The organism is Pseudoalteromonas sp. APC 3694, assembly GCF_030407565.1.
In the GTDB taxonomy this organism is placed as follows: Bacteria; Pseudomonadota; Gammaproteobacteria; order Enterobacterales; family Alteromonadaceae; genus Pseudoalteromonas; species Pseudoalteromonas tetraodonis.
The window spans coordinates 1-20638 of sequence record NZ_JASDDE010000068.1; the positions used below are offsets into that span (position 1 = coordinate 1).

General features: G+C 41.2%; 16 protein-coding genes and 2 pseudogenes. 13 read left to right on the forward strand and 5 right to left on the reverse strand.

Annotated features, from left to right (window positions below):
- Nucleotides 1–138: 138 nt before the first annotated feature.
- Entirely contained in the window at nt 139–897 is a 759-nt protein-coding gene (locus tag QMA00_RS16570) for a sulfite exporter TauE/SafE family protein (RefSeq protein WP_290158076.1), read from the forward strand.
- Here the strand turns inward: QMA00_RS16570 and QMA00_RS16575 are convergent.
- A complete protein-coding gene (locus tag QMA00_RS16575; RefSeq protein ID WP_290158077.1) occupies nt 890–1525 on the reverse strand; it encodes an NAD(P)-binding oxidoreductase in 636 nt (211 codons plus the stop codon). The two genes, QMA00_RS16570 and QMA00_RS16575, sit on opposite strands and share 8 nt — an antisense overlap.
- A 290-nt stretch (nt 1526–1815) precedes the next feature.
- Complete coding sequence (gene mnmC, locus QMA00_RS16580; protein ID WP_290158079.1) at nt 1816–3825, reverse strand: bifunctional tRNA (5-methylaminomethyl-2-thiouridine)(34)-methyltransferase MnmD/FAD-dependent 5-carboxymethylaminomethyl-2-thiouridine(34) oxidoreductase MnmC; 2010 nt, start codon at nt 3823–3825, stop codon at nt 1816–1818.
- A gap of 179 nt (nt 3826–4004) precedes the next feature.
- Here mnmC and fabB point away from each other — a divergent pair, with 179 nt between their 5' ends.
- From fabB to purF, 10 genes are all read left to right on the forward strand, one after another.
- The gene (fabB, locus tag QMA00_RS16585) at nt 4005–5216 is read left to right on the forward strand and encodes a beta-ketoacyl-ACP synthase I (protein ID WP_076923120.1); all 1212 of its coding nucleotides are present in this window, start codon (nt 4005–4007) and stop codon (nt 5214–5216) included.
- A 108-nt stretch (nt 5217–5324) separates the two neighbouring features.
- Nucleotides 5325–6446: a 4-phosphoerythronate dehydrogenase gene (locus QMA00_RS16590; RefSeq protein ID WP_076923121.1), complete on the forward strand. Its 1122-nt coding sequence runs from the start codon at nt 5325–5327 to the stop codon at nt 6444–6446.
- A 45-nt stretch (nt 6447–6491) separates the two neighbouring features.
- Complete coding sequence (locus QMA00_RS16595; RefSeq protein WP_076923122.1) at nt 6492–7508, forward strand: aspartate-semialdehyde dehydrogenase; 1017 nt, start codon at nt 6492–6494, stop codon at nt 7506–7508.
- 349 nt (nt 7509–7857) lie between these two features.
- On the forward strand, nt 7858–11682 hold the full coding sequence (locus QMA00_RS16600; protein WP_290158082.1) for a FimV/HubP family polar landmark protein: 3825 nt from the start codon (nt 7858–7860) through the stop codon (nt 11680–11682).
- Between the two features lie 166 nt (nt 11683–11848).
- The gene (gene truA, locus QMA00_RS16605; protein WP_076923124.1) at nt 11849–12643 is read left to right on the forward strand and encodes a tRNA pseudouridine(38-40) synthase TruA; all 795 of its coding nucleotides are present in this window, start codon (nt 11849–11851) and stop codon (nt 12641–12643) included.
- Between the two features lie 163 nt (nt 12644–12806).
- Complete coding sequence (accD, locus tag QMA00_RS16610; RefSeq protein ID WP_008111068.1) at nt 12807–13682, forward strand: acetyl-CoA carboxylase, carboxyltransferase subunit beta; 876 nt, start codon at nt 12807–12809, stop codon at nt 13680–13682.
- Between the two features lie 25 nt (nt 13683–13707).
- The gene (gene folC / locus QMA00_RS16615) at nt 13708–14973 is read left to right on the forward strand and encodes a bifunctional tetrahydrofolate synthase/dihydrofolate synthase (RefSeq protein WP_076923125.1); all 1266 of its coding nucleotides are present in this window, start codon (nt 13708–13710) and stop codon (nt 14971–14973) included.
- A gap of 11 nt (nt 14974–14984) precedes the next feature.
- Entirely contained in the window at nt 14985–15611 is a 627-nt protein-coding gene (locus QMA00_RS16620) for an SPOR domain-containing protein (protein WP_076923126.1), read from the forward strand.
- 305 nt (nt 15612–15916) lie between these two features.
- A complete protein-coding gene (locus QMA00_RS16625; protein WP_076923127.1) occupies nt 15917–16411 on the forward strand; it encodes a CvpA family protein in 495 nt (164 codons plus the stop codon).
- 18 nt (nt 16412–16429) lie between these two features.
- Nucleotides 16430–17956, forward strand: coding sequence for an amidophosphoribosyltransferase (gene purF / locus QMA00_RS16630; RefSeq protein WP_076923128.1), 1527 nt, complete (start codon nt 16430–16432; stop codon nt 17954–17956).
- Between the two features lie 87 nt (nt 17957–18043).
- On the opposite strand, the gene QMA00_RS16635 is transcribed toward purF, so the two are convergent.
- Complete coding sequence (locus tag QMA00_RS16635; RefSeq protein ID WP_076923129.1) at nt 18044–18643, reverse strand: Yip1 family protein; 600 nt, start codon at nt 18641–18643, stop codon at nt 18044–18046.
- Nucleotides 18644–18842: 199 nt separating this feature from the next.
- Between QMA00_RS16635 and miaE the strand changes: the two genes are divergently transcribed.
- Nucleotides 18843–19613: a tRNA isopentenyl-2-thiomethyl-A-37 hydroxylase MiaE gene (miaE, locus tag QMA00_RS16640; protein ID WP_036981894.1), complete on the forward strand. Its 771-nt coding sequence runs from the start codon at nt 18843–18845 to the stop codon at nt 19611–19613.
- 243 nt (nt 19614–19856) lie between these two features.
- Here the strand turns inward: miaE and QMA00_RS18990 are convergent.
- Nucleotides 19857–19913, reverse strand: a pseudogene (locus tag QMA00_RS18990) (IS200/IS605 family transposase); the annotation flags it as partial.
- A 104-nt stretch (nt 19914–20017) separates the two neighbouring features.
- Nucleotides 20018–20251 (reverse strand): annotated as a pseudogene (tnpA, locus tag QMA00_RS18995) (IS200/IS605 family transposase); the annotation flags it as partial.
- 38 nt (nt 20252–20289) lie between these two features.
- Between tnpA and QMA00_RS16645 the strand changes: the two are divergent.
- Nucleotides 20290–20638 (forward strand): transposase (locus QMA00_RS16645; protein ID WP_290158086.1); only part of this gene is annotated, 349 nt, incomplete at its 3' end.

The following is a 20638-nucleotide window of genomic DNA, read 5'->3' on the forward strand; positions in this document are numbered from 1 at the left end:
CTGACCGCTGACCGCTGACCGCTGACCGCTGACCGCTGACCGCTGACCGCTGACCCCGAACCCCTTACAACTAATAGACTAGTCGCTTACTTACCTATTTTTTGTATTATGAGCCAATGATTAACTGCGAGCTTTGATATGGATATTTTTACAGCTGAACACATTTCCCCTTTAATTTCGCTTTTACTGGTTTTACTGGCGGGGGTTACTTCGTTTTTATCGGCGGCTTTTGGTGCGGGCGGCGGTTTAATGCTGTTGGTGGTAATGGCGTCGGTTATGCCTATGGCGGTGGTAGTGCCTGTTCATGGTTTAGTGCAGTTAGGCTCTAATGCCAATCGATTATTGTTAAGTATTGCTCATCTTGATAAGCCGATGTTGTTGTATTTTACTCTGGGTGGGTTAATTGGTGCCGGGTTATCAAGCCAAGTAGTGAGCGATATTAACCTTGATAGCATGAAGCTGTTTGTGGCTTTATTTGTGATTTATTTACTGTGGGGAACAATCCCTGAATTTAATAAAGACTCACGATTAGGGCGTTTAATAGCGGGTGTAATTACGGCATTTATTTCTACTTTTGTGGGAGCAAGTGGGCCTCTGGTGGCGAGTTATTTACACATTAATCATTACGATAAGCTTAAATTTACCGCTACTTTTTCAAGTATTATGACTTTGCAGCATAGTTTAAAAGCTGTCGTTTATGCGGGGCTTGGCTTTAGCTTTTGGCAATGGTTGCCGTTAACACTGGCGATGATTTTAAGCGGAGCCATTGGCACCTGGTTAGGGATTCGTTTACTTAAGCGGCTCTCTGTGGCGCGTTTTAGGGTTATTTTTAAAGTGATTTTAACTCTGCTTGCCATACAGCTTGCATGGCAAGGGGTGAGTGTAATGCTTACTTAATAGCGGCTTTTATTGGTTTGTCGCCATCAAACAACTCAAAAATACGATTGCTATTAAATGAGTTTGTAGCAACGTGAAGCAATGCGTTGGCTACATTTTCGCGGCTAATTTTAGCCTTTGACTGATCGCTAGGGCGCTCTGTTGTTACTTCCAAAGAGGCACTTTCGTCAGTTAATGTTCCTGGGCGGACAATTGTGTAATTGAGTCCACTGTGAATTAAATGCTCATCAGCCATATGTTTTGCTACAAGATAAGGCTTTAAGTCACTATCTATCGCATCAGGATCGTCTGCACCAATAGAGCTGACCATGATAAAGTGTTTTACACCGTGCTCTTTAGAATAAGTTGCTGCTTTTGTCGCTGCCCACAAATCAATAAGTACGGTTTTATCTGTGCCTGTACTTCCACCTGAACCTGCTGCAAAGATAACTTGGTCGCAGCCATTAATGGTACTTGAAAAGTCACCTTCTAAATCCTGTTCAACAATACTTAAAAATGGGCTATCTAAATCACGCAGTTTGCTTTTGTCTCTTACAAGTGCAACAACATTTTGCTCATTTTCTAAAAGTAGTTTGGTAGCCATCTTACCAATTTGACCACTTGCGCCAATAATTAAAGTCTTACTCATAATTAATTCCTTCTCAATATAGTGTAAAGATTGTTCGTACAAACAGACCTTGGGGTAGGAAATTATTTTTAAAGAGTAAATGGGATTTAAACGAGCTTATTTAAAAAAACATATTAGTGAAAAGTTATTACTTAACTGAGTATTAAAATTAGCTATTTTTTAAGGCGTTTTTTAGAACTTTTTACTCGATCATTATACTTACTCCGGTTACAAAGCTACGGTGGTATAAGCCAATACGTACACTGCGTTCTTGGTAATTACGGTAAAGGGCTTTGTAGGTATTATTACCTTTAAATTTTATTGCGAATAAGGTCACGAACAATAAAGCGGCCTGGGTGAATAGCTTGGCTTACGCGTTCGCTTAGTGGGCGAGGTTCGTTGTTTAAACTACTAATTAAGTGCTCGGCAGATAGCGGTGCACTGCATAATGCTCGCGCGCCAAAGCCGGTAAAAATATGTAGGCCCTGTTGTGGTTTTTTTAATGCTTGGTATTGATAGCGCTTACCCAAACGTAAATTAGCAAATGCATGTGTATAGTCAGTTTGCTCAACCCATTCACCGGCCATAGGTAAATGATCAATAAAACTACAGCGAACAGCGGCTTTAGCAGAGCTAATATCGCCTAAGCTGGTGGCAAATTCAGTGTTGTTATAAAAGCTCAGCAGTTGCTCGCGGTTGGTTTGATTATCTTGCTCGGTCACTTCACGGCTTTTGCTGTTTTTTTCAAAGGTGGCGCCCATACAATGGTGATCTAAATAAGCGGGGGTGAAATACCCCTTGTGACACAACACGGTTTTTAGCTTACGTGATTGCGTGCTTGCTTGAACATGTGACACCTGTCCGCGTACGCCAACAATAGGGAGCGTTTTAGTTTGCGCAAATGCATCACTGTGCTCACCGGCGCAAATAATCACATCGCTAAAGGGGCCAAATGTTTGTTTTTGCGTGGTTAAGTACCAGCCATCGGGTTGTTTGTTAAGTTGCTCAATGTGGCAATTAAATAGGCTATCAAACTCATTTAATTGCTGTGCGGCATCTAACATTGCACAAACTAACTGGGAGGGATTAACCCAGCCGCCTTGTTCAAAAAACACCCCTGAGTAACCTGTTTTAACCCCAGCAATAGCATCACCCTCATCAGCAGTCACATTTCGCATAAGCTGTTCTGGCCACAGTTGTTTATCAGCGAGATTTTGATGACGCTCTGCCAATGGTTTTTTTACTGCATGTTGCAGCACACCACACCACTGGTGATCAAACAAAAAGCCATTGTTGAGTAATTGATTGTAAAGCCGCTTTGCGTATAAAAAACTATGGGCAAATAGTTCACTGTGTGGCGAATTTTTTGCTTGTAAATGCGGATATATCGCCCCTTGTACATTGTGAGATGCCCCCATGGCCGGTTGTTTATCTTGGCAAAATAAGTGGCTTGGTATACCGCGTTTCGCAAGGCTATAAAGAATACAACTGCTGGCTATACCACCGCCAATAACAGCTACATTGGTAAGGGGAGAGAAGTGATGCTCAAAATAGGCGGGGGCCGATTGTTTTGAATTAGCCTGAGCGAGTGTGCCAACTAGCATCTCTCGTTTTCGGCCAAAGCCTTTAGCTTTTTGCATGCTAAAGCCTGCTTCAATTAAGCCACGGCGAACAAAGCCCGCAGCGGTAAACGTGGCTAATGTCGCGTTGCTTCTAGAAATATCAACCATGGCGTTAAATACACTTTGCTGCCACATATCAGGATTTTTACTCGGTGCAAAACCATCTAAAAACCATGCGTCAACGAGTCCACTTTGTGGGTAGCTCATGCTATTAATACATTCCAGCACATCACCAAAGTAGAGGTCGAGCACCACAAGGCCATTGGCAAATTCAAGGCGATGACAACCGGTTAAATTAATCGGGTAGTGGGAGACGAGTTGGGCGCTTAAATGACTTAAACTAGGCCAAGCTTGCAAGGCTTGTTTTAAATCATTTACGCTAAGTGGATATTTTTCAAAAGAAATAAAATGCAGTCGTTGCACGTTATTAGACTGTTGACTTTGAACTTGAGGGCATTGCAGGTGGTCATAAAACTGCTGCCATGCATTTAAAAAATTAAGCCCTGTACCAAAACCGGTTTCGGCTATAACAAAATGCTCACGGTCATGATTTTGTAACCGTGACTCTATATTGTTTTGTTGATAAAACACATAATGAGACTCAGCGAGGCCGTCGTCATTAGAAAAATAAACATCATCAAAGTCATTGGCAACTGGTGTGCCTAAGTCGTTAAAGTGTATATGGGCGTTTTTTATCATGACCAATTCAATTTTATAGATAATTTTTTAATTATTTTACGTGTTTTCTTTGAAATAGTCTGGCGTTATTTATAAGCTGTAGGTTCAGAGTACAAGTGTACGCTAGAAAGCTGACCACTTAGGTGATTAAATTCGCGTAAAATAGAACACAATTAAGTATTAAGCTAAGGGAATTACCCATGAGAAGAGCCGTAATAACAGGCATCGGTGTTGTATCAAGCATCGGCAACAATAAACAAGAAGTATTAGAGTCACTAAGAGCGGGTAAAAGTGGTATTGCTTTTAATCAAGAATTTGCTGATTACAAATTGCGTAGCAATGTATCAGGTAAAATTGATATTGATGTTAAAGAGCATGTTGATCGTAAAGCAATGCGCTTTATGGGCGATGCGGCGGCTTACTCTTATATTTCAATGGCGCAAGCGATTGAAGATGCGGGTCTTAGCGACGAGCAAGTATCAAACGAGCGTACTGGTTTATTAGTGGGTTCTGGTGGTGGTTCATCAAAATGGCAAGTAGAAGCGGCTGATATTCTTCGTGAAAAAGGCGTTAAGCGCGTTGGCCCTTACATGGTGCCACGTACTATGGCAAGTACCACCTCTGCATGTTTAGCAACGCCGTTTAAAATTAAAGGTGTTAACTATTCAATTAGTTCTGCGTGTGCGACTTCTGCGCATTGTATTGGCCACGCGGTGGAACAAATTCAATTAGGCAAACAAGACGTTATTTTTGCAGGCGGCGGTGAAGAACTTCACTGGACGTTAGCGATGGAATTTGACGCTATGGGCGCGCTTTCGACTAAATATAACGACACACCTGAAAAAGCATCGCGCACCTACGATGCTAACCGCGATGGTTTTGTAATTTCAGCCGGTGGCGGTATTGTGGTTGTTGAAGAGCTAGAACACGCACTTGCTCGTGGCGCGCACATTTACGCTGAAATTACCGGTTACGGCGCAACCTCAGATGGTTACGACATGGTTGCACCATCGGGTGAGGGCGCGGTACGTTGTATGCGCCAAGCTATGCAAAACGTTGATAGCATTGATTACTTAAATACCCATGGTACGTCAACACCCGTAGGCGATGTGAAAGAGCTAGGAGCTATTCAAGAAGTGTTTGGTGGTAACTCGCCAATGATCAGTGCCACTAAAGCAATGACAGGCCATGCATTGGGTGCGGCAGGTGTACACGAAGCCATCTTTTCATTGCTAATGCTTGAGCATGGCTTTGTTGCGCCATCTATCAATATTGATGAGCTTGATGAGCAAGCAGCGGGCTTGAATATTGTGACTGAAGCAAAAGACGTTGAACTAAACACGGTTATGTCTAACAGCTTTGGTTTTGGCGGTACTAATGCCACGCTAGTAATGAGCAAATACAAAGGTTAAGTTAATCGTTAACTATTTTAAAGCCGAGCAAAATGCTCGGCTTTTTCGTTTGTGCAAATAGGCGGTTGTTCGTTACAATAGGGTCTCATTTTGCCAAACGGATTCACAATGAAAATTCTTGCCGATCAAAATATGCCTTTAGTTGAGCAATTCTTTAAAGATATGGGTGAGGTTGAACGATTTGATGGCAGGCAATTAACTCCAGAACAACTCATTGATGTTGATGTATTACTCACTCGTTCAGTCACGCAGGTCAATAGTGAATTATTAGCACAGGCTAATAAGCTAAGCTTTGTAGGTACAGCCACTATTGGTGTGGATCATATTGATACCGATTTGCTCAACGCAAAAAATATTGCTTTTACCAGTGCACCAGGCTGCAATGCGATTGCGGTTGCTGAATATGTGATCAGTAGTTTATTTGCATTAAGTCAAGAAAACGCCAGCCCATTAAGCGGGAAAACAATTGGTATTGTGGGTGTGGGTAATATTGGTAGTTGCCTCGCGCACAAGCTAAAAGCACTTAACGTTAATTTACTATTGTGCGACCCAATAAAGCATGAGCAAGGGCTATTACCCGAGCACGTTGAGCTTGATGAGCTATTAGCGCAGTCAGATATAGTCACGTTTCATGTGCCGTTAGTAAAAACAGGTACGCATAAAACACTGCACATGCTTGATAAAAAGCGCTTAACTACGCTTAAACCTGGGCTTACTTTAATTAACGCCAGCCGAGGTGATGTGATTGATAATCAAGCATTACTTGAAGTGATGGAAGCAGGCGCTGAGCTCGATTTAGTGTTGGATGTGTGGGAAAACGAACCTAACATTTTAACCGAGTTACTTGAGCATGTTCGCTATGCCAGTGTGCACATTGCCGGACATACTCTTGAGGGTAAAGCTCGAGGTACACAAATGTTGTATCAAAGCTTGTGTGAGCTAAAAGGGGTTAACGCAATAAAATCGCTTGATGATTTTTTACCGCCTCCTGCAATTAAAAAAGTCGCCCTAGGAAGTAGTTTTAGCGAAACAGATATAGCCCGCTTAGTGCACTTAGTTTATGACGTACGCCGTGATGATGGCATTTTACTGCGTCACTTGGCCGATAAAGGCTTTGACAGTTTACGAAAAAATTATCCAACCCGACGTGAGTTTAGCACCGTGGTGGTTGAAGGTGATAGCACCGAGCTTGCTGCACTTGCGCAGCTTGGTTTTACTACAGCAAACTAATTTAATTAGCACGGTTGTTTTAATCGTGCTTACAGAGGATGAAATATGTCGCAAAAATATAACGTTGCCGTACTCGGCGCTACAGGCCTTGTAGGTCGTCAAATCATTGAAACTTTGGAAGAACGTAAATTTCCGGTCGATCAGCTGTTTTTATTAGCAAGCAGCCGCAGTGCTGGCGAAGATATAAAGTTTCGTGGTGAGACCATAGAAGTACGTGATGTTGAAGGCTTTGACTTTAGCCAAGCGCATATCGGCTTATTTTCAGCAGGTGGCAGTGTATCAGAAAAATATGCCCCTATTGCCGCAGACGCTGGCTGTATCGTTATTGATAACACATCTCACTTTAGAAATGACTTTGAAGTGCCGCTTATTGTGCCAGAAGTAAATGCATCGAGCTTAGCCGATTTTAGAAATCGTAATATTATTGCCAACCCTAATTGTTCAACCATTCAAATGATGCTTGCGCTTAAACCTATTTATGATGCCTACGGTATTGATCGCATTAACGTTTCAACCTACCAAGCGGTGTCGGGTGCAGGCAAAGAAGCGGTTGATGAACTGGCAAAACAAACAGCTAACTTAATGAATGCACGCCCAATGGAAAACGACATTTTTCCTAAGCAAATTGCGTTTAATGTTATTCCGCAAATCGATAGCTTTGAAGACAATGGCTATACACGCGAAGAAATGAAAATGGTAAACGAAACGCATAAGATTTTAGGCGACACCAGCATTGCGGTAAATCCAACCTGTGTTCGCGTACCGGTGTTTTTTGGTCACTCTGAGTCAATTAATATAGAAACGCGCATGCCTTATGATTTTGAGCATGTAAAGCAACTATTGAGTGATGCGCCAGGTGTTGAGCTAATTGATGATGCTGGCGACTACCCAACGGCTGTGTCGGATGCTAGTGGTAACGACACTGTTTACATTGGCCGTTTACGTGCCGATATTTCACACCCACATGGATTAAATATGTGGGTAGTAAGTGATAACACCCGTAAAGGGGCTGCAACCAACAGTGTGCAAATAGCAGAAGAACTGATTGCTAATTATATGTAATTAGCCAGAATACAGTGATTTTCCAATAAACGGCAAACCAAAGTGGCTTGCCGTTTTTTTGTGCTTAAATTGCCATTTTTTTGCCACTTATAAACAACAGTAGTGTAAACACTTTGATAAACAACATAAAAATATTTTTATCTTGATGTTTAAGGTATTTATTTTCAATGCGTTGCGATGGATATTATGGCTTAACTGGTTTATAGTTTGTAACTGGAATAGAGCTTGCAATAAAAATAGATTGTAATAAAAATGTGCGTTAGCCACGTGGTTAACAACGGCAAGAATAATCAATGTTTAAGCGCCAATTGAAAGCGCTGTGTTAACATTTAAACATTAAAGGATCAGCATGCGCGGTTTCGTTTCACTTATTATATTAGCGTCTGCACTGATGGTAACGACTGTTTACTCTCAAGACAGTACTCAATTAAGAGGGCCTAAAGGCGCAGATTACGGCGCACAGGGGCGTTCTATTGGGCCAATAAAACCAACCGATACACTTTGGCGCATTGCCGTTAAGGTTCGTCCTGATAACTCAGTCAGCATTTACCAAGTTATGCAAGCCTTGTATAACAAAAACCCCAACTCATTTTTAGAACAAAATTTAAATCATATGCGAAGCGGTTCGTATTTAAAAATACCTACTTTGGCAGAAATTAGACGAGTAAACCCGCAATTAGCTAAGCAACGTTCTGAGCAAGACGATGAACTGTGGGAAAAAAAGAAAAATGGCACACTCACTCAAGCAGAGATCAATTCAGCACAAACACAAGTAACCCAAGCCCGCAAAGCAGACGTTGATGAAGCCAAAAAAGAATTACAACAAGAATTAAAAGCGATTAAAACAGATCAAGGTAATAAATTAGTTGAGCTTCAGCAGCAGTTTAAAAGTTCAGTTAGCAACGTAGAAGAGATTTTAGTTGAAAACAACAACCTTAAAAAACAGCTGGCAGGTATTTCAAACGAGTTAGAAAACGTTCGTTTACAACTAGGCCAAGATAGTGAAATTCAACAACAGTTAAAAGAATTAATCGTTAAGCAAAACGAGATTATTGCGCAGCAAAAATTAAAAGAGGTAGAGCAAGAGAGTGAATTTAGCTTTGCCGCGCTACTTTCGAATCCTTTAGTGCTGATTTTATTAATGACCATTCCGGCTTTATTGATCATTTTTGCCGTTGTTATGTGGTTGCGTAAGCGAAGTAATAATCAAGAGCCTGAAAGTGACGATGATGAGTTTATTCCTCAAGCTCCAGCGTTTACTGATCCGATAGATGAAGTGCCAGAGTCCACTCTTGATGAAGCGCCAGCCCCCGATCCACTTGATGATATAAGTGTGCAACTAGACGATAACATGGATGACGTGTTACTCGATGATGATGTTGATTTAAACGATGATCTCGATGACGACAGTCTTCTAGATCAAGATGAGTTAGAAAGCCTACTCAGTGATGATGTTGTTTTTGAAGACGAAAATACCGAAGACGATGAACTTGATGTTTTCATGCAACAAGACTTTGATAACTCAAATGAAGATGACACGGGCGATACAATTAATCTTGACGAATCGGATGATATTTTAAGTGCGGATGATTTAGATAGCCTGTTTGATGAAGAAGATGACGATTCATTACCAGATGAACCCCAAGGTGAATCGAATGATGATATGGCTGCACTCAGTGAAGAGCTCGCCGAAGAGGGCGAAGACTTCGACATTGATGATTTACTCGATGAAAATAATGAGCAGGCAACTGACACATCAGCAGACGATGACGAATTTGATATTGACGATTTACTCGATGCAGAGCAACCGGCTACTGAAGACCAGAGCGAAGAGCCAGATATCGACAGCTTAGTTGATGAAGATGACGAGTTTGATATTGATGACTTGCTCGATGCTGAGCAACCATCTACTGAAGATCAGAGCGAAGAGCCAGATATCGACAGCTTAGTTGAAGAGGGCGACGAGTTTGATATTGACGACTTGCTCGATGCTGAGCAACCAGCTACTGAAGAGCAAAGTGAAGAGCCAGATATCGACAGCTTAGTTGAAGAGGGCGACGAGTTTGATATTGACGACTTGCTCGATGCTGAGCAACCAGCTACTGAAGCTCAAACTGAAGAGCCTGATATCGATAGCCTAGTTGATGAAGACGAAATAGATAGTGACGATGTACTAGATACTGAGCAACCAGAAAGTGATGTTCATGATTCTGAAATAGATCATGCATTGGCGGACTCAATTGAAGATTTAACTGACGCGCAAGAAGAGTTAAATAGTGAAGATGTAGAATCTATCGCTTCATCTTTTGCTGAGCCAGAGGTTGCAGCAGAGCCAGAACTTGAAGCAGAGCCTGAACTTGAAGCAGAGTCTGAACTTGAAGCAGAGCCCGAAATCGAGGCTGAGCCAGAAATTGCAGCAGAGCCTGAACTTGAAGCCGAACCTGAAATTGCAGATGAGCCTGAAGTTGCAGCTGAGCCAGAAATTGAAGCCGAACCTGAAATTGCAGCTGAGCCTGAAGTTGCAGCTGAGCCAGAAGTTGCAGCAGAGCCTGAACTTGAATCAGAGTCTGAGCTTAAAGATCAGCCTGAACTTGATGTTGAATCAGAAGATGATTTTACCGATACGTCTTCTAATTTACTTGATCCAGAAGACGCGCTTGATGAGTATAACGATGAAAACCTCGATAGCGTTGATGAGCTACTGAGCGAGTTAGAACAAACAAGTGATGATTATGTAGAAGCACCTGATTGGTCAGTTGATGGCTTAGATGAGCAATCTGAAACAGAACCAGAAGCAGAGCCAGAACTTGAAGCAGAGCCAGAAGTTGCAGCAGAGCCAGAAGTTGCAGCAGAGCCAGAAGTTGCAGCTGAGCCAGAACTTGAAGCAGAGCTTGATGTTGGATCAGAAGATGATTTTACCGATACGTCTTCTACTTTACTCGACCCAGAAGATGCGCCTGACGAATACAACGATGAAAACTTCAAAAGTGTCGATGATCTTTTAAGTGAGCTTGAGCAAACAGGCGATGAGGATGAACAAGTACCTGATTGGTCAATGGATGACTTAGACGATGATCTTGATGAAGATGAAATTGATTTAGGTGATGATCCGCTTGCTGGCGATATCCAAAACAATGATTTATCGACAGATGACGATGAGCTATATGAGCCTGAAATAATCACCCCAAGTGAAGAACTTGAGGAGTATCCTGAGTTAGAGCTTGATGATGAGTTGCCTTTATCTGATGAAGAGCATCAATCACTAACACCACAAGAGCTACAAGGTGATAATTTAGATGGTGATGCCACAGGCATGTCACCCAGCCAAGCAGAGCAAGATCTTGCTAATGCACTATCCGCAGGTAACGATCTCGATAGCCTAGAAGATGACTTTGATGATGAGCTGTTACTTAACAATGAGTTTTCAGAGTTAGATATAGAGCAAGCTTTAGATAATGATATTTCAGAGTCTGCAGATCTGACTGAACAAGCTGCAGATGAGCAAGCTGTTAGCTCTAATGATGATTTTGACGATGATCAACTTGATGCTTTAGCTGAATCATCAGAGTTTACTGACGAGCAAACGAACGCTGACCGTGAAGCTGATTTAACGCAAAGCCCAGTATCGCCAGAATCAGACATGATTTCAGATGATGAGCTTGACGATGAGTTCATGGCTGATTTAACACAAACTGATTTTGATGCCTTGCTTAATGAACTGGCAGAACCTGAAAATGTTGATTTAAGTGACAGCAGTGAGTTTGATGTTGATTTTAATAGCTTACTAAGTGAAGACTTAGCTGACGAAAGCGCATCCTCGTTGCAAGAGCCTATTGAGCAACCTGAGGTTACTGAGCCATTAGCGCAGGATGACTTTGTTGATATTGATGCATTATTAGAGCAAAGCGATGAAGCTGATTTAGATCACGAACCTTACACAGACGTCGATATGGATGTTGGTTTAGGTGAGTATGATTCACTTCTGGCTGGTGATAACCCTATGGATGTTGATACCCAAAGCGGGGGTTACTCAGCTAAGCTTGATCTTGCACATGCCTATATTGAGATTGATGATGCAGACTCAGCAGTTAAAATCCTGGATGAGATCATTAATAATGGCCCAGATGATGTGCAAGAAGAAGCGAAAAGCTTAAAGGCTAAACTTAAAAATTAATAACCAAGCTCCTGTAAGGTATGGTTGATATGAAAACCCGTTATTAGTGATGCTAATAGCGGGTTTTTTGTATTGCATAGTTAGGAACCTTAGTTCGCTGCTTTTATTGGGGCGCCATATAGCATAAAATGCAGCGTCGATTAGCACAGTAGGTAAAGCAGTAATTATGCGAGTAGCACTTGGAGTAGAATACAATGGCGCACGTTACAGTGGTTGGCAGCGTCAATCACACGTAAATAGTGTACAACAAGAAGTAGAAAAAGCGTTGTCGCGCATTTGTAATCATCCAGTTGAAATTGTATGTGCAGGGCGTACCGATGCCGGTGTACATGGCACTGGACAAGTAGTGCATTTTGATACACATGCTGAGCGTGAAATGGTGGCCTTTACATTAGGTATGAACACCTTATTACCCAAAGATATTGCTATTCGTTTTGCACAACCTGTGGCAGAAGACTTTCATGCCCGCTTTAGTGCAACTGCTCGTCGTTATCGTTATGTTATTTACAATTATGCGTTTCGTGGTGCGGTATTAAATGAAGGTGTTACCCATTTTCATCATCCTTTAGATGAAGTGAAAATGCAGCAGGCTTGCCAATATTTATTAGGTGAGCACGATTTCACCTCGTTTAGAGCGCTGCACTGCCAAGCTAATACGGCAACGCGAACGATTCATCATTTATCGGTACAGCGCCAAGGTGCTTATGTCATTATTGATATTAAAGCCAATGCGTTTTTGCATCATATGGTACGTAATATTACCGGGTGTTTAATGGATATCGGTTTACATAAACATGAACCAATTTGGTTAAAAGAGCTGTTAGATGTTAAAGAGCGGGCCAAAGCGAGCGCCACAGCAAAAGCGGCGGGTTTATATTTAGTAGATGTTGATTACCCAGAACACTTTAATATTCCTAGAACGCCGTTGGGGCCTTTGTTTTTAGCCGATACCGATATTTAAAAGGTAATCAGGTGATGATTTTTATACGCTATTATTCGTAGGGCTAACTACTAAGACCAGTTTTTTATACCGTGATAGCGTAATTCATGTTTTAATTGGAAAAATTTGTTTGCATGGTTAACATGTAGACTCGCGACACAGAACAGCATTAAGAGAGTTGCAAATGAGTTGGCTAGAAAAAATCTTACCAAAAACGACTAAATCTTCAGGTCGTAAAGAAATTCCAGAAGGTGTATGGGCTAAATGTACGTCATGTGATTCAATTTTATATAAAGCAGAATTAGAAAAATCACTGAACGTATGCCCTAAATGCGATCATCATATGCGTGTTAGTGGTCGTAAACGTCTTGAACAGTTTTTAGATGACGGTGACCGCCACGAATTAGGTGCCCAACACGAGCCTAAAGATGTGCTTAAATTTAGAGACTCAAAAAAATACTCAGATCGTATCAATGCAGCTCAAAAGTCAAGCGGTGAAAAAGACGCGCTTGTCGCAATGAAAGGGAACCTAAAAGGGATTCCGGTTGCTGCTGTTGCATTTGAATTCTCATTTATGGGTGGCTCAATGGCATCGGTTGTAGGTGCCCGTTTTGTTGACGCGGTTGACCAATGTTTAGAGCATAATATGCCGCTGATTTGTTTTTCTGCATCGGGCGGTGCACGTATGCAAGAAGCCCTTATGTCACTTATGCAAATGGCTAAAACCAGTGCGGCACTGGCTAAAATGACTGAAAAAGGCCTACCGTTCATCTCGGTAATGACAGATCCAACAATGGGTGGTGTATCAGCATCATTGGCAATGCTTGGTGATATTAACGTTGCAGAGCCTAAAGCTTTGATTGGTTTTGCCGGTCCGCGTGTTATTGAACAAACTGTTCGCGAAACGCTACCAGAGGGTTTCCAACGCAGTGAATTCTTGTTAGAACATGGCGCAATCGACATGATTATAGACCGTCGAGAAATGCGTGATACGCTAGCACGTATCTTAGCAAAATTTATGAACTTGCCTTCTACGGAACAAGAGCATAGAGTAGCGTAAATTTCAGCTTTACTGATTACATGCTATGACAAAAACAATTCCTAGCCAATCATCAAGCCTTGATGATTGGCTTTGTTATTTAGAGAGTGTTCACCCTGCTAATATAGAAATGGGTTTAGAACGCGTTGCTCGTGTTGCTAACAACATTGGGCTTTTAACCTCCTCAAGTAAAATCATTCTTATTGCAGGCACCAATGGCAAAGGCACAACAGCACGTTGTTTAGAGTCACTGTTATTAGCCCAAGGTTATCGTGTTGGTACTTATGCTTCTCCGCATTTAATTCGTTACAATGAGCGCGTACGCGTTGATGGCGCAGAGCTTGACGATCAATACCATGTCGATGCGTTTAATTTATTAGAACAAGGTCGTAGTGACACCCCACTGACATATTTTGAATATGGCACCTTAGGCGCGTTAGCAATATTCAAGCGTTTAGAGGTTGATTACGTGCTGTTAGAGGTAGGTTTAGGCGGGCGTTTTGACGCGACCAATATTGTTACCCCCTATGCCAGCATCATCACCACCATCGACTTAGATCATAAAGAATACTTAGGTGACACGCGTGAGCTGGTGGCTTATGACAAGGCGGGAATTTTTAGAGAGAGTACTCCGGCAATTATTGGGGATTTAAATATTCCACATACAATGACCGATTATGGTAAAGAAATTAACGCTAATATGGTGTTATCTGGCAGCGACTTTATTTTTAAAGAGCACGCGCAGAGTTTTAGTTGGCAATTTAAAGAGCATAATCTTGAGTTACCTAAACCAGCAATTCCATGTCAAAATGTAGCCACGGCATTAACCGCTCTATCGGTATTAAACTTATTACCGAGCGATGAGGTGATTACTCAGTGTTTAGCGAGCTTAGTCGTTGAGGGACGTTTTCAACAACTAAGTGCAGAGCCATTAGTGTATACCGATGTAGCACATAACCCTGAATCAGCTCGCTATTTAGCGACTAAATTAGCAAGCTATAAAGATAAAGGCTTTAAAATTCATGCATTAGCCGCTATGCTTGCTGATAAAGATAAGGTTGGTGTGCTTAAAGAAGTTAGTGATGTAGTAGATGAATGGTCATTTGCGTGCTTAGAGGGCCCACGCGGCGATAGCGCTGCTAATTTACATCAGGCACTTTTAAGCATTCCTAATAGTTATTTTAAACAGGGTTATAATAGCGTAGAGGCAGCATTGGATGCTATCTTGCCAAACCAGCCAAGTAACACACTATTAATTGTATTTGGTTCATTTTTTACCGTGGCTGGCGCTATTCATTACTTTAAAAAATAGAGAGGATGTCGGTGAACTCAGGTTTTATTAATCGCTTAGTCGGAACAAGTATTGTGGTGATTGCAGCAATTGTGTTTATTCCCAATATACTCGATGGTGAAAAAGTGCACTATAAAGAAGGCTTTAAAGCGATTCCAGAACGCTCTGAGTTCAAGACCATTGATTTGCAAGAATCAATCGATCAAAAAGTGGCAAATGCACAGCCATTAAAAGAGAATGAAGTTGAAGATATTCAGCCTGATGATGCCGCATTTGAGCAACAAAACAGCTCTGCTGAAACTGACGTTACTGCACAGCCAGCAATGGTTGAAGCGGTCATAGCCGATACAAAGCAAGGCACAGTAACTACCGGGCAAAATAACGCTACGCGTAATACTAATGAAAACTTAACAAGTATGGCGTATGTCATTCAGCTTGGTAGTTTTTCTCATGCGGCAAATGTAAAAGCGTTGCAGGCAAAGCTAAAAACGAAAGGTTTTAAAAGCTTTACTAGGCCAATTAAAACGCCAAATGGTACTTTAACTAAAGTATTTGTAGGGCCGTCATTAAATAAAAATGAGCTGCAGTCTCAACTTCCCGCGCTGAAAGACCTAACTAAACTAAACGGTAAAGTTACTCAATTTGAAGTGACCAAATAAACTCAATAAAAAGGGAGTGTGTTTTTCGTGAGATATTACACACTTACCTCGTTATATTTTTGATACGCTTAAATAGACCCTTACTCCATTTTTAGCTCGCTACCTTTACTTATCAATGCCCACACATAAATAGCAGAATATACGTGCTAGAAACAAAATATTTGTTATTTTTATAACGGTGAGACTGCGCTATTTTTAATCTAATAATGGTGTGTGTTTACTCACCTGTAATCTCACGCTTAAACTTGCATCACAAGGAGGTTTAGGTATAGAATGCGCCCAAAATTAGCGACTAATTGGTTCTTATGATCTGGGTTGATTACGCCATTATTGGCATTATTGCACTCTCTACCATCATCGGTTTAATACGCGGCTTTGTTAAAGAAGCTATGTCATTAGCGGTATGGGCAGGGGCTTTCATCATCTCCAGCTTATTTTATCAATATTTAGCTTCCTTCCTAACATCCATTTCTGAACCCCTTTTAAGAAATGCGGCGGCCATTGCCATATTATTCTTTGCGACGCTATTGTTAGGCGGTTTACTAAACTATATTTTAGGTGAGCTTGTACAGCGAACCGGATTATCCGGCACAGACCGTGTTTTTGGTGTGGTGTTTGGTGCTCTTCGAGGCGTGTTGGTCGTGAGCGCGTTACTCTTCTTTCTTGATGCTTTTACTGGTGCGCCTAATACGCATTGGTGGGGCAACTCTATTTTGATTCCAGAATTTGGCTTTATAGTTGAATGGTTCTTTTCGTACCTAGAAAACAACTCGAGCTTTTTAAATTCAGTAAACCGTTAATCGGCGAGGATAAATTACATGTGTGGTATCGTTGGAATAGTCGGAACATCGCCAGTTAATCAGGCGATTTATGATGGCTTAACCGTTTTGCAACACCGTGGCCAAGATGCTGCGGGTATCATAACTATTGAGAACAATACATTTAGCTTGCGCAAAGCAAATGGCCTAGTGAAAGATGTATTTCACACTCGTCATATGAAACGTTTGCAAGGCAATATTGGCATTGGCCATGTGCGTTACCCAACAGCGGGTTCTTCAAGTTCGTCAGAGGCTCAGCCGTTTTATGTAAACTCTCCATTTGGTATAGCGCTTGCGCATAATGGTAACTTAACCAATGCCGAGTCGTTAAAAGAGCAGTTATTTTCAGAGGCACGTCGCCATGTTAATACGACCTCTGATTCTGAGATTTTGCTTAACATCATGGCGCATGAGCTAAGTAAGCCAGAAAAACTAAAATTAGACCCTGAAGATATTTTTACAGCGGTTACTGAAGTTAACAATAAAGTGACGGGTGGTTATGCGACTATCGCCATGATTATCGGTCATGGTATTGTGGCGTTTCGCGATCCAAATGGTATTCGTCCTTTAGTATTTGGTAAACGTGAATCTGCTGCCGGTACTGAATATATGTTTGCATCAGAAAGTGTGGCGTTAAAGCCAGATGGCTTTGAGTTTATTCGTGACGTTGCCCCAGGCGAAGCTATTTACGTGACTGAAAAAGGCGAGTTTCATTCTTTTACCTGTGCAGATAAAGTGTCTTACTCACCATGTATTTTTGAATTTGTTTATTTTGCGCGCCCGGATTCAACCATTGACCGCATGTCGGTTTATGCAGCACGTGTAAATATGGGGACTAAACTCGGCGAGAAAGTAGCACGTGAGTGGGCAGATAAAGACATTGATGTCGTGATTCCTATCCCAGAAACTTCATGTGATATCGCTTTAGAAATGGCACGGGTACTTGATTTACCTTACCGCCAAGGATTTGTTAAAAATCGCTACATTGGCCGTACGTTTATTATGCCAGGTCAAGAGCTACGTAAAAAATCAGTTCGCCAAAAACTCAATGCGATTGACCGTGAGTTTAAAGGTAAAAATGTCCTACTTGTTGATGACTCAATTGTACGTGGTACCACCTCAGCACAAATTGTAGAGATGGCACGCGAGTCAGGCGCTAAAAATGTTTACTTTGCATCAGCAGCACCTGAAATACGCTTTCCAAATGTATACGGTATAGATATGCCATCTGCGGCAGAACTTATTGCACACGGCCGTGAAGTAGAAGATATTAACCAAAGCATTAGCTCTGATGGTTTAATCTTTCAATCGTTAAGCGATTTAATTGCTGCCGTTAGCCAAGAAAACCCAGAGATCACTAAGTTTGAAACATCAGTGTTTGACGGACAATACATTACTGGCGACATTGATCAAGACTATCTAAATCGTATAGATAAGCTGCGCAACGATTCAGCTAAAAGCATCCGTGAAAACGCGATGTCATCTAGTTTAGAAATACATAATCAAGATGAAAACGAATCTGATTAATAATGTAATGTTAGCCTGATAGTATTTTAAGGCTAATAAAAAAAGGAGCTGTTAAGCTCCTTTTTTGCGTCTATGATAAAGGAATATTTAAGTAAACATGGGGCTGATAATGCCGTTGGTCCATAGCATAGCGGTAAGCGCTAATATAATAACCAGTAAAATTAACCCGCATGTAACAACAGAGCTTGCATAAATAAAGCCGCGCTCCTGCGGAATGTGCATCAAAATTGGCACGCCGGTATACAGTAAATAAACTGAGTAGGCCAGGGCCACTAATCCAACACACACCACAAACCACAACTCAGGCCAAAAAGCTGCCAATGCCGACATAAACACCGGTGTTGCGGTATACGCTGCCAGCTCAATTGTTTGGGTAAAAGTCGGTTTAGCACCAAAAGTAACCGCCATCCAATGGGCTAAATAGGCCAGTGCAAATACACCGACAATTAAAGCGACATACATGGCTGCGCCAATCATCAGTGCGCTTTCATGGGTTAAAAATACTGGATTACCTGTACCTATACTCCAGCCTAAGTAAACCGATGAGTAGTACCCCATTGCTGAGGGAAATAAAGCGATAAGCAAAATGTGCGATAAGCTATAGGTTAAGCTTTCGTGACGGTTATCAATTGTTTGCCATTCTTCGAGTGGGTGGGCGTATAAGCCCCATAGGTGATTTAGTATCATTGCGTGCTCTCCATAAAAGGATATATTACTGTTTGGTTATAATTGGTTTGTTTTTATACAGTCCATTTAGTTATGGTTCAGTAAGTATACAAAGTCAAGTTATCCACATGCTTGCAATAAGGGTGAGTGTTTATTTTATTCAGAGTAATATTTCATGTTAAAATGCCATAATCGCAATTTTTAGCAATGAGTAGTCAGCGTGCCACATAGCCAGCTTTTAGAGCCAATTAACAATTTTTTATTATGCAGTACTCCCGATGAGTGGGTTGAACAAGCAATCAAAAAAGAAAACTTACCCATCATATTAATTGATCACTTAATATGTGAATTAAAAGCGGCGCAAAGTGCCATGTTTTTAATTCGTAAGTATGCGGTAGATAAAGACAGCAGTGATGCACTGCTTGAATGGCTTAAACCGTTTGAAACGCTTATTTATAAACGTGAGGGAAATTGGCGTGATTTAGCGGCTAAAAATAAACTCACTAAATCCATTATCCCTAAATCTAACTCGCCTTATGGCCAAGATTTAATTGATAAAATGGTAATGCTGATAAAAGAAGAGCTGCATCATTTCTATCAAGTCCTCGAAATTATGGATGAATACGGTGTTGAATATAAAAGTATAACGCCATGTCGTTATGCCAAAGGCATGCTACGCAATGTTAAAACGTTTGAGCCTAATGCCTTAGTTGATAAGCTTATTGTAGGTGCTTACATAGAAGCTCGCTCGTGTGAACGCTTTGCCAAGCTTGCCCCGCATGTAGATAAACGCTTAGGGGATTTTTATATTTCATTGCTGCGCTCTGAGGCACGTCATTACCAAGATTATTTAACCCTTGCTCAAGACATTGCTGATTTTGATATTACCGAGCGGGTAAAAGAATTTGCTGAAATAGAATCACAGTTAATTTTATCTGATGACGAAGACTTTAAGTTTCACAGTGGAACACCGTTAAGTAAAAGTGCTTAGTATACTTGAGTGCTACAAATGCGTTATGTTGTTGTAGCACATACTTTAGTATCAAAATTATTTTTAAATTAGACACTTCCAAAACTCTCTCCTAATATTTAAGCAAGTCGAATTTTGAGTTATCAACGATCTATATTGCTTTGTAATTCATTTTAATAAATGGGCCATACCTTATTTATCGAAATTTTCCGAGAAAACCCATTGTTCGACGCGAAGCGTCGTCGATGGGATGAATCGGAATAGTTAGCCCTGCTCTTGAATGTATTTTCGAATTGTATCAGCAGCCGCATTTCCAACAGAGCAAACAAAATATCCGTCAGACCAAACTGTCTTTTTAACCCAGAATTGCTTTTAAACCATTTAAATCTCGACCATAGACTTTGCGTTGTAGATTGTTTAATTCTCCTAACGTAACTCGCAACGCTGATATTGGGAGAAATCGTTAGCAATATGTCTATATGATCTTTGTCCACCTCCATCTCTTCGATATTAAATTCTGAGCGCTCTGCAATTTCAGTGATTTTTTGTTTTACAAAATCACCTACATCACCTTTTAACAATTGTTTTCTATATTTAACCACAAGGATTAAATGTAGCGCTATTAAATATTTACAGTGAGACTTAGTTTCATATTCCATCTTGACAACTCATTTCCATACAGTAGTCTATACAGTATATGAAAAAGACGCTTAGATACAACTACAGGCTAAATCCTACGCCAGAGCAAGAAGCTAAACTCGTTGAGTTTGGCGCGACAGCGCGTGGCATTTGGAACTTATTGTTGTCTGAGAACATGCGTCGATACGAGCACGATAAAACGTTTTTGTTTTACAAAGACATGGCCTCACTACTTAAAGATATCAAGACGTTCGAAGAGTTTAACTGGATCAAAGCGTTCGATTCTGCGGCAGCTCAACAAGTTGCCCGCGACCTGGAATTAGCGCTCAAGAATGCTTTTACTAAAGGTCGCTTGCAACGCTTTCCAAAGCACAAGATCTCATATAAAAAGAAAAAACTTCACAACG

Coding starts and splice junctions, on each gene's coding strand:
- QMA00_RS16575 (WP_290158077.1), bottom strand. CDS start 1,525: ATGAGTAAGACTTTAATTATTGGCGCAAGTGGTCAAATTGGTAAGATG.
- fabB (WP_076923120.1), top strand. CDS start 4,005: ATGAGAAGAGCCGTAATAACAGGCATCGGTGTTGTATCAAGCATCGGC.
- QMA00_RS16590 (WP_076923121.1), top strand. CDS start 5,325: ATGAAAATTCTTGCCGATCAAAATATGCCTTTAGTTGAGCAATTCTTT.
- QMA00_RS16635 (WP_076923129.1), bottom strand. CDS start 18,643: ATGATACTAAATCACCTATGGGGCTTATACGCCCACCCACTCGAAGAA.
- QMA00_RS16595 (WP_076923122.1), top strand. CDS start 6,492: ATGTCGCAAAAATATAACGTTGCCGTACTCGGCGCTACAGGCCTTGTA.
- truA (WP_076923124.1), top strand. CDS start 11,849: ATGCGAGTAGCACTTGGAGTAGAATACAATGGCGCACGTTACAGTGGT.
- folC (WP_076923125.1), top strand. CDS start 13,708: ATGACAAAAACAATTCCTAGCCAATCATCAAGCCTTGATGATTGGCTT.
- accD (WP_008111068.1), top strand. CDS start 12,807: ATGAGTTGGCTAGAAAAAATCTTACCAAAAACGACTAAATCTTCAGGT.
- QMA00_RS16625 (WP_076923127.1), top strand. CDS start 15,917: ATGATCTGGGTTGATTACGCCATTATTGGCATTATTGCACTCTCTACC.
- QMA00_RS16600 (WP_290158082.1), top strand. CDS start 7,858: ATGCGCGGTTTCGTTTCACTTATTATATTAGCGTCTGCACTGATGGTA.
- purF (WP_076923128.1), top strand. CDS start 16,430: ATGTGTGGTATCGTTGGAATAGTCGGAACATCGCCAGTTAATCAGGCG.
- mnmC (WP_290158079.1), bottom strand. CDS start 3,825: ATGATAAAAAACGCCCATATACACTTTAACGACTTAGGCACACCAGTT.
- QMA00_RS16570 (WP_290158076.1), top strand. CDS start 139: ATGGATATTTTTACAGCTGAACACATTTCCCCTTTAATTTCGCTTTTA.